The 5633-nt window shown below is 71.5% G+C and carries 4 protein-coding genes; 2 read left to right on the forward strand and 2 right to left on the reverse strand.

Annotated elements, in window-relative coordinates; genetic code table 11:
* Positions 1–1751 (reverse strand): aspartate--tRNA ligase (gene aspS / locus RIN80_RS25945; RefSeq protein ID WP_309098076.1); only part of this gene is annotated, 1751 nt, incomplete at its 3' end.
* 188 nt (positions 1752–1939) lie between these two features.
* Here aspS and RIN80_RS25950 point away from each other — a divergent pair.
* Together RIN80_RS25950 and RIN80_RS25955 are read left to right on the forward strand one after the other, a co-directional pair.
* A complete protein-coding gene (locus RIN80_RS25950) occupies positions 1940–4078 on the forward strand; it encodes a SpoIIE family protein phosphatase (protein WP_309098077.1) in 2139 nt (712 codons plus the stop codon).
* Between the two features lie 294 nt (positions 4079–4372).
* Positions 4373–4498 carry a hypothetical protein gene (locus RIN80_RS25955; protein WP_309098078.1) on the forward strand — a complete coding sequence of 42 codons (126 nt, stop codon included), beginning with the start codon at positions 4373–4375 and terminating at the stop codon, positions 4496–4498.
* Between the two features lie 6 nt (positions 4499–4504).
* Here RIN80_RS25955 and RIN80_RS25960 read toward each other — a convergent pair whose 3' ends face one another.
* The gene (locus RIN80_RS25960; RefSeq protein WP_309098079.1) at positions 4505–5482 is read right to left on the reverse strand and encodes a pirin family protein; all 978 of its coding nucleotides are present in this window, start codon (positions 5480–5482) and stop codon (positions 4505–4507) included.
* Positions 5483–5633: the final 151 nt, after the last annotated feature.

The raw sequence follows: 5633 nt of genomic DNA on the forward strand, positions 1-5633 counted from the left end.
GGCTTGCGCACCGTCAGGTGCAGTTCCTTCAGCCGCGCCTCCTCCAGCTCCGTCGGCGCGCCCATCATCAGGTCCTGGGCGTTGCCGTTGAGCGGGAAGGCGATGGTCTCGCGGATGTTGGGCTCGTCGGCGAGGAGCATGACGATGCGGTCGACGCCGGGGGCGATGCCGCCGTGCGGCGGGGCGCCGAAGCGGAACGCGCGCAGCATTCCCGCGAACTTCTCCTCGACGGTCTCCCGGTCGTACCCGGCGATCTCGAAGGCCTTGAGCATGATCTCCGGCTCGTGGTTCCGGATCGCGCCGGAGGACAGCTCGACGCCGTTGCAGACGATGTCGTACTGCCAGCCCAGGATGTCCAGCGGGTCCTGGGTCTGAAGGGCCTCCAGGCCGCCCTGCGGCATGGAGAAGGGGTTGTGCGAGAAGTCGATCGCGCCCGTCTCCTCGTCCTTCTCGTACATCGGGAAGTCGACGATCCAGCAGAACCGGAAGACGCCCTCCTCGAAGTGCCCGGCGCGCTTGGCGGCCTCGACCCGGACCGCGCCCATGATCTTGGAGACCTCGTCGAACTCGCCCGCGCCGAAGAACACCGCGTGACCGGCGGCCAGCGAGAGCCGCTTGGTGAGCTCCGCGACGTTGTCCTCGGTGAGGAACTTCGCGATCGGGCCGGACAGCGAGCCGTCCTCGGCGACACGGACCCACGCCAGGCCCTTGGCGCCCTGCGAGACGGCGAAGTCGCCGAGCTGGTCGAAGAACTTGCGGGGCTGCGCGGAGACGTCCGGCACCGGCAGGGCCCGCACGTGCTTGCCGGCGAAGGCCTTGAACTCCGAGCCCTCGAAGATGTCGGTGATGTCGACGAGTTCGAGCTGGGCGCGCAGGTCGGGCTTGTCGGAGCCGTACTTCAGCATCGCCTCGCGGAACGGGATCCGCGGGAACGGCGAGGTGACGTGGCGGCCACCGCCGAACTCCTCGAACAGCTCGGTCATCAGCTTCTCGACGGGCTGGAAGACGTCCTCCTGCTCGACGAAGCTCATCTCGATGTCGAGCTGGTAGAACTCGCCCGGCGAGCGGTCGGCGCGCGCGTCCTCGTCACGGAAGCAGGGCGCGATCTGGAAGTAGCGGTCGAAACCGGAGATCATCAGCAGCTGCTTGAACTGCTGCGGCGCCTGCGGGAGGGCGTAGAACTTGCCCGGGTGCAGACGGGAGGGGACGACGAAGTCGCGGGCGCCCTCGGGGGAGGTCGCGGACAGGATCGGCGTCGCCATCTCGTTGAAGCCGAGGGCCGTCATCTTGTGGCGGATGGCGGAGATGACCGCCGTGCGCAGCATGATGTTGCGGTGCATGCGCTCGCGGCGCAGGTCGAGGAAGCGGTACTCCAGGCGCCGCTCCTCGTTGACGCCGTCCTCGGTGTTGATCGTGAAGGGCAGCGGGGCAGCCGCGCCGAGCAGTTCGACCTCGCCGACCTCGACCTCGACCTCACCGGTCGGCAGATCGGGGTTGATGTTCTCGGCGCCGCGGGAGACGACCTTGCCGTCCACGCGGACGGTCGACTCCTTGGAGAGCTTGTCGAGGGCCTCGTAGGCGGCGGTGCCGGGACGGGCCACGAGCTGCGTGATGCCGTAGTGATCGCGCAGATCGATGAAGAGGATGCCGCCCAGGTCGCGCCGATTGTGCAGCCAGCCACTCAGCCGGACGTCGGTGCCGACGTCAGAGGAGCGGAGCTCGCCGCAGGTGTGGGACCTGTACCGATGCATCGTCGTTCATCCAGTCTTCGCTGATCGGGGTCTGTGTTTCACGTGAAACTGGTCCCCAGCGTACCGGGCAGGCGAAGATCGGCTCTCCCGAGTTCTCCGCGGACGACGAGCGAGCGTCCCGGCGCGGGGGTCGAGCGCGCCGCCGCTCTCGGTGGCAGTGTGCGAGCGCGTCTTCTTAAAGTAGGGCAATGCGCACTGGCGAGCCCCTGCCCGCCGTGGGGGAGGTCCTCGCCGCCCTCGCGACCGGCCTGTGGCACTGGGACACCGCCACCGGGCTGGTCACGGTCGACGCCGAGGCGGCACGGCTGCTCGGGCTGCCCGCCGAACAGGTCGGTCTCACGGAGGCCCAGGTCCGGGCCCGGCTGCACCCGGTCGACTGGAACGAGATCACCGGCGTGATCCAGCTGGCCGTCGCCGAGGGGACCCTCGCGGAGGTGCGGATCCGGATCATGGACGAGCAGGGCCGCGTCGTCCGGGTCGTCCGCAGCCGCTCCAAGCCGACCTTCGACCGGGCCCGCAAGGCGTACCTGCTGATCGGCACGTTGCAGGAGGTCACCGAGCCCACGCCGGGCACCCCGGCCGGACGCAGCGCGGTCACCGGTGACTGGCGGCGCTCCCGGGAGGCGTTCCTGCTGGACGCCGGCCGGGCCCTGGCCGAGGCCCGCTCGACGCAGGAGGTCCTGCGGGTCACGGCGAACCTGTCGATGCCCGGGTTCTCCCCGGACGGACTGGCGGTGTTCGGCGTGGAGGGCGACCGGCTGACGGTCATCGGCCACCACGGGCAGCAGCGGGGGACCGAGAGTCCCTTCTCGGACATGCCGCTGGACACGGACTACCCGGCCGCCGAAGTGGTGCGCACCGGCCGGGCCGTGTATCTGTCCTCGGCCGAGCAGTACAAGGCCCGCTACCCGCTGACCTGGCCCCTGGCCGAGCGGTTCGGCCGCAGGTCCTGGGCGTTCCTGCCGCTGACCGTGGCCGGCCGCACGATGGGTGCCTGGATGGCGGCGTTCACCTACCCGGTCGCGTTCACACCGGACGAGCGGTCCGTGCTGGCGACGGTGGCGCGGATGCTGGCGCAGGCGCTGACCCGGGCGGGTGTGGCCGAGAGCGAGCGGGCCCTGACCGACGGGCTGCAGCGCACGATGCTGCCGAGGCTCGGCCCACAGCGCATCCCGGGCATGAGCGTCGCCGCCCGCTACGTCCCCACCGGCGGCGGACTCCAGGTCGGCGGCGACTGGTACGACGTGATTCCGCTGCCCAGCGGCCGGTTCGCGCTGGTCATCGGGGACGTCCAGGGGCATGACGTGCGGGCGGCGGGGCTGATGGGCCAGCTGCGGATCGCGTTGCGGGCCTACGCCTCGGAGGGCCACCGCCCGGACGCGGTGCTCTCCCGAGCCTCGCGCTTCCTGCACGGCATCAGCGACGAGGACCCCGCCGACCCGCGCTTCGCCACCTGCGTCTACGTGGAGGTCGATCCGGCGTCGGGGCTGCTGGACATCGCCCGCGCGGGGCATCCGGACCCGGCGATCCGGATGGCCGACGGCACGGTGCTGACCCGGCCGACCTCGGGCGGTCTGCCGCTGGGCATCGACCCGGACGCCGACTACCCCACGACCCGGCTCGCGCTGGAGCCGGGCGAGACCATGCTGATCTGCACGGACGGCCTGATCGAGACCGGCGGCCACGACCTGGACACGGGCTGGCGGCGGCTGCGCACGATCCTGGAGGAGCACAAGGGCGATCTGGAGGAGCTCGCCGACACCCTGGTGCAGGCTGTGCACGGGCCGTCCTCGCACCACACCACCGGGCCGTTCGCGGACCGCCGCGAGGACGACATCGCGGTGCTGCTGCTGGGCCGGGACGACGAGGGCTGCGGCTGCGGCGACACCGTGACGGCGGCACCGCCGGTGCGGCGGTCGGTGCTGACGCTCGCGCAGGCCGAGTCCGAGCGGGTCGCGGTGGCCCGGCAGCAGCAGCGGGAACTGCTGCACGACTGGGCCTCGCCGGACCAGGTCGACTCGGCGGTGCTGCTGGTGTCCGAGCTGCTGACGAACGTCCTCGTGCACACCGACTCCGACGCGCTGCTCGTCACCGAGATCACCGGCGAGGTGGGTGAGCGGCGGCTGCGGATCGAGGTCACCGACGCGGGCGACGACCTGCCCCACAAACGCAGGCCCGGGGAGCTGGCGTCCTCGGGCCGCGGCCTGGTCCTGATCGAACTGCTCGCGCACGCCTGGGGGGTGGACCCGCGCGGCCAGGGCAAGAGCATCTGGTTCGAGCTCTACGAGTCCGTGAACGGCTCGGGGGACGGCTCCTGGACGCCGTGACCGGGCCCCTGGCGTCGCCCACCATGGCCACCGCGGTGACGGCCACCATGGCGGTGGCGGGCCCTGGTCGGCTGTCTGAGGCTCGACGGCCAGGGCGCCCCGGGCGGCACGGTGGCCCGGGCGGACACGAGCGTGACGACCGGTAACGTCCGCGTCCGTCCCCGGACCCGGGCACGGCGGCACCGACCGCCTCCGGCACGGCGACACCGGCACCGACCGCCTCCCAGCCGGGCGCCGCGGCCCCGGCGGCCGACGCCGACCCGGCGAACATCGGCAAGGCAGCTCACCGCCTGCGTGCGCACCGACGACAACCGGGTGGCCTCCCTCACCGTCCTCGGCCGGCAGACGGACGACAACGACAACGGCCTGTCGTCCGTCACCATGGACGTCACCACCTGGGAGAACCCCGAGGCGCGGTGACGCCCGTCAGCCCTGCGGACCGCTCTCGGTCATCCCGTGCACCGCGGGCACCGTGCCCAGGCGGCCCTTCTGGAAGTCCTCGAAGGCCTGCATGAGCTCGTCCTTGGTGTTCATCACGAACGGACCGTAGTGGGCCATCGGCTCGCGGATCGGCTGCCCGCCGAGCAGGACGACCTCCAGGTCCGGCGTGTGGGAGTCCTGCTTCTCGTCCGCGCGGACGGTCAGCGAGGAGCCCGCGCCGAAGACGGCGGTCTGGCCCGTGCGGACCGGGCGGCGCTCGGTGCCGACACCGCCGCGCCCGGCCAGCACGTACGCCAGACCGTTGAAGTCCTCGCGCCAGGGCAGGGTCAGCTCGGCGCCCGGCGCCAGCGTGGCGTGGATCATCGTGATCGGCGTGTGCGTGATGCCCGGACCCTGGTGCCCGTCCAGCTCACCGGCGATGACCCGCAGCAGCGCGCCGCCGTCGGGGCTGGTGAGCAGCTGGACCGAGCCGCCGCGGATGTCCTGGTAGCGGGGGGCCATCATCTTGTCCTTGGCCGGGAGGTTCACCCACAGCTGCAGGCCGTGGAAGAGCCCGCCGGACATCACCAGGTGCTCCGGTGGTGCCTCGATGTGCAGCAGGCCCGAGCCCGCGGTCATCCACTGGGTGTCCCCGTTGGTGATGGTGCCGCCACCGCCGTTGGAGTCCTGGTGGTCGAAGATCCCGTCGATGATGTAGGTGACGGTCTCGAAGCCGCGGTGCGGGTGCCACGGGGTGCCCTTGGGCTCGCCCGGCGCGTACTCCACCTCGCCCATCTGGTCCATCATGATGAACGGGTCGAGGTGGCGGTAGTTGATCCCCGCGAACGCCCGGCGCACCGGGAAGCCCTCGCCCTCGAACCCGCTCGGGGCGGTCGTGACGGCGAGCACGGGACGTGCCACGGCGTCGGCGGGTGCGGTCACTCGGGGCAGCGTCAGCGGGTTCTCGACGGTCACAGCAGGCATGTCGGTTCCTCCTCGGGTACGCCCAGTTTAGTTGAGCGTTGAACTTTCTGCCACCCCCAACAGAGAAAGCCGGGAGGGCATTCCCGGCCAGGGGGACGGCGCAGCGAACCACGGGAGACCGGCACGGCGAAAGGCCGTCACTCCCTCGCGG

It is taken from the genome of Streptomyces sp. (assembly GCF_031181705.1).
Taxonomy (GTDB): Bacteria; Actinomycetota; Actinomycetes; order Streptomycetales; family Streptomycetaceae; genus Streptomyces.

Excerpts from the sequence above, each read along its gene's own strand:
- RIN80_RS25950 (WP_309098077.1), top strand. The coding sequence starts at position 1,940 with ATGCGCACTGGCGAGCCCCTGCCCGCCGTGGGGGAGGTCCTCGCCGCC.
- RIN80_RS25960 (WP_309098079.1), bottom strand. The coding sequence starts at position 5,482 with ATGCCTGCTGTGACCGTCGAGAACCCGCTGACGCTGCCCCGAGTGACC.